The organism is Sandarakinorhabdus sp. (assembly GCF_040398645.1).
Classification (GTDB): Bacteria; Pseudomonadota; Alphaproteobacteria; order Sphingomonadales; family Sphingomonadaceae; genus Sandarakinorhabdus.
In genome coordinates this window covers 43,262-46,989 of sequence record NZ_JBBATR010000003.1, presented here as the reverse complement: position 1 = coordinate 46,989, position 3,728 = coordinate 43,262, and the positions used below count along the sequence as shown (strand labels likewise).

Genomic DNA, 3,728 nt, shown 5'->3' with positions numbered 1-3,728 from the left:
GCGATCACCATCGTCCCTCCCGGATAAGCAGCACATCGCTGCCGCGGCGGCCAAAGCCAGCGGCTGCCAGGGCCAGGGTTTCGGCCGGCGCGGCGCCGGCCACGGCCAATTCGGCCTGCCAGCCGCGCGCCATTATGCGCACGTCCAGCCGCACGCGGCCATCCGGGCTGGCCATCGGTAGCAGCAGCACCGAACCATCGCAGCGCAGCGCGCCCGAAAGGCTGGATTGCCCGGCAAGCGCCGCCGCCAGCCCGGTGCTGATCTGGCCCGAAGCGCTGCGGCAGCGGCCAGCGATGTCCAGCGTCACCGCAGCATCGGCGAGCGAGATGGCGGCCAGCGGCAATCCGGGCAGGGCAGCGCCGGATATTGTGCCGGAGATGGCCTCGCTGCCGCCGCCAGTCGGGCTTTGCCAGATTTGGCCGGCAATGCCGCCCGGGATATTGCCGGCGATACGCCATTGCAGGCGGCCACGCAGCAGCGCAGCAGGCTCCACGATCAGATCAACCTGCCCCAGGCCGACGCTGCCCACGGCGGCATCGGTCAGGCTGGCATGCCACACGCTGCCCGCCACGTTGGCGGCGGACAATGGCGGGCTGGGCAGCAGCAGCCGCGCCGGCAAAAACGCCGCCGCGCCAATCGCCAGCCCGATCAGCACGGGCACTATTGCTTTGCTGGCCACACGCACCGCCTTCAACGCCGCACGGTCAGGCGCACGCGCACCGATTGGTCGGGGTTGCGCGCCGCCTCCAGCTGCTCGATCACCAGCCCGTCGCGGGTTTCCAGCCCGCTGGCCCAGCCCAGCAGCAGGCGGCCATTGACCGCTGCAATCTCGGCCACGGCTTGCCCCGGCCCTTGCGCTTCAACGCGCGACGCCTGCAATCCGGCTTCGGCCAGCCGGCGGGTCAGCACATCCAGCACCGGCGCAGCGCCAGCAGCAGGGCGCGCGGCAATGGCGGCCACCAGCGCCTGCGCCTGCGCCCGCCGGCCCGCAGCCGCCACTGCTTCTGCTTGTGCGGCGGCGCGCGCCTCGGCCAGTGGGCGCAGCACGGCCAGCCAGACCAACAGAACCGCCAGCGCCGCCAACATCACGCTCAGCAACAGCCGTTCGCGCGGGGTGCGATCATTCCACCACGGTGCCAGCAGCGCGGTCATTGCTGCACCGTCACATCGGTGATGCTGGTGTCAGCAGCCGCGCGTGTCGCGCCAGTTGTTACCGTCAGGCCAGACCCGCCCAGCGCCGCCGCCAGCGCCTGCGCTTCGGCTGGGCCGCCCGCGACGCCGGCCACCAGACCGGCGGAAGGCGTGTAGGTCAGGCTGGCAAGACCGGCTCCTTGTCGCTGCGCCAGCGCCTGCACGACCGGCGCGGCCAACGCCGCCAGCCCGCCATCGGCGCCGCGTTGCCGCGCAATTGTCTTCAAACCGGCCAGCGCGCCCGCGGCATCGTCTGCGCCGGCGGGCAGCGCTGGCCGCGCCAGTGCCAGCGTGTCGGCATCGGCGGCACTGGCGGCGCTGCGCGCCCGCAGCAGCGCGGCGGCATCGCCGGCCAACCAGATACCGGCTGCCGCCGCTGCAATCATCGCCCACTGCCGCCACAGGTGCGCCGGTGTCTGCCAGCGGCTGCTGCGGGCAAAGTCACCGGTCAGCAAATCCAGGCCATCGTCGGCCGGTGCGCGCAGATCGCTTGGCACCACCGGATCATCACCGATCAGCAGCGCCGCCAGATCGGCTTCGGCCGCAAAGGCTGCGCCGGCGCGCCGCGCCAGCACCCGGCCATCGGCGTGCAGCACCGCCCAGCCGGCGGCGGGCAGCGGCAGCAGCAACGGATCGGGGATGATGCGGCTGGCGGTCAGGCCGCGCCGCGCCAGTTCGGCCAGCCAGCCCGCCATGTCCGCCCGCGCCACCACGGCAACGGCGCGCTGGCCCGAAACCGGGTCGGCATGGCTGGCAACAGCGATATGTGCGTCGGCTTCGCCAAGCTGATCGGCGAGGGCCAGCCGGGCGGCGGCCGCAGCCTGCGCCGGGGCCAGATCGGGCAGGCCAAGCCAGTGCAGCACCGCCGCTTCGCCCGGCACCGCCAGCACCAGCGGCACCGCGGGATCGGCCGGCGGCCAGCCGGCACCGGCGGCAATCAGCCGATCACCCTCCCAGCGCTGCCAGCACGGCGCGGGCGCAAGGCGCAGCACAATCATTCTTCAGGCCCCCAGCGCCGCGCCGCCAGCCGAGCGGCACCGCGGCTGACATCGATCAGGCCGGTTGCGGCCACCGGCTGCAATGGGTCCAGGCCGGTGACGGTGATGGTCAGCCAGCGGTCCCGCAGCACCGGCTGGCTCAAGGCATCGGCCGCCACCGCGCGGCCGGCCAGCACCGGCTGTGCCCAGAAATCCGCCAGGCTGGCCCAGCCGCGTGCCGGCCGCGCGGCAATGGCATCGCGGGCGGCGGCCAGGCTGGCGCCGGTGATCGCCGCCAGCACCGGGGCATTGGCCGGCACCATCGAATTGGGATTGGGCTGCGACAGCACGGTTTCGGGCAGCGCACACACATAAGGCCGTGCCCGCGCATAAATTTCCGGCGTGACGCCGGCCACCGCGCGCCATTCCGACACTTCGGCCAGCAGCGCCGATGAAGTGCGATAGGGCGCGGCGGCGCGGGCATAGGCGGCATCTTCGGCGCCGCCGGGGCCGGGCTGCTGATCGATATCAATCCAGTCGGCGGTGGCGGCGGCAATGCGCGCCGCATCGCCCCCTGGTACATCCAGCGCGGTCAGCAGGCGCGCCAGTTGCTCCACGCCCAGCGGCCGGGTGATGCTGCGCCCGGCCTCCCCCAGCGCGACACTGTTGAGATTGAAGCAATTGCCGCCCGCCGCGATGGCAGCGCGCACGCGGCCGGAGGGATCGCCAATCGCCAGCCCGCGCGGCGGCAGCGCTGCGCCGGGCACGATGCTGGCCACGGCGAGGGTTTCGGCCGCCAGCACGGCAGCTTCCTGCACGGCGCGGCCATCGCGATTGGCCTCAAGGGCGCGGGCCAGCCGCAGCCGGTCAAACAGGCTGGTCGATAGCGCCGCGAGCACGCCAACCAGCACGAGCACGTTGATGAGAGCAGCGCCTTCTTGGCTGGGTGGGATAGGCCGCATCATGGCGTGCTGCCCGATCTGCCACCGGGGCCAAGCAGCAGCACGTGGCGCATCTGGCCAAGCTCCGGCCCCGCCAGAGTCAGTTCGATGGCGCGCGGCAGTTCGGCCGGGCCAGTGGCAGCCCAGCGGTCTTGCCAGCCGCCGCTGCCCAAGATGCGCAGGCGGGCGCTGGTGATGCCGCTGGCCAGGATCGTGTCCGTGCCCGGCGCATCCCCGTCCAGCATCGGCGCGGCGCGGCGCACGAGATTGCCGCCGTCCAGCAGCCAGGTCACGCGCTGCAGGCTGGCGCGCGGCGCGCCATCGGGATTGCGCCAGCCGCGCCGCACCAGCGTGAACAAGTTGGAGTCATTGGCCGCAAACGCCGGCTGGCTGATGCCCTGGCCGTCGCGCCACGGCCGCGGCGCGGCCTGCGCGCAATCCCCACTGAGCAGGGCGCGCAGGCGGATCTGGCCTTGCGCATCGTTCAGCAGCACGCGGCTGACATCGCCGGCCTGTACGGCGCTGCCGAGCAACACCGTGCCGGCCGCCGCCATCACGCCAAACAGGAACAGGCCGACCAGCAGCTCGATCAGCGTGAAACCGGCCTGCGCCGCTGCTG

At 72.8% G+C, this 3,728-nt stretch carries 5 protein-coding genes; all 5 read right to left on the bottom strand.

Going from position 1 to position 3,728, the window contains the following annotated elements; translation table 11 throughout:
- Window positions 1-4 precede the first annotated feature (4 nt).
- Window positions 5-679, bottom strand: coding sequence for a type II secretion system protein N (gene gspN / locus ABWP50_RS01330; RefSeq protein WP_353216185.1), 675 nt, complete (start codon window positions 677-679; stop codon window positions 5-7).
- Window positions 680-690: 11 nt separating this feature from the next.
- Window positions 691-1,152, bottom strand: coding sequence for a type II secretion system protein GspM (gene gspM, locus ABWP50_RS01325; protein ID WP_353216184.1), 462 nt, complete (start codon window positions 1,150-1,152; stop codon window positions 691-693).
- Window positions 1,149-2,189, bottom strand: a complete 1,041-nt coding sequence (gene gspL, locus ABWP50_RS01320; RefSeq protein WP_353216183.1) for a type II secretion system protein GspL — start codon at window positions 2,187-2,189, stop codon at window positions 1,149-1,151. The genes gspM and gspL overlap by 4 nt, the downstream gene beginning before the upstream one ends.
- A complete protein-coding gene (gene gspK, locus ABWP50_RS01315; RefSeq protein ID WP_353216182.1) occupies window positions 2,186-3,133 on the bottom strand; it encodes a type II secretion system minor pseudopilin GspK in 948 nt (315 codons plus the stop codon). Before gspK ends, gspL begins: the two co-directional genes overlap by 4 nt.
- On the bottom strand, window positions 3,130-3,728 hold a 599-nt coding region (gene gspJ / locus ABWP50_RS01310; RefSeq protein ID WP_353216181.1), incomplete at its 5' end, for a type II secretion system minor pseudopilin GspJ. The genes gspJ and gspK, both read right to left, overlap by 4 nt.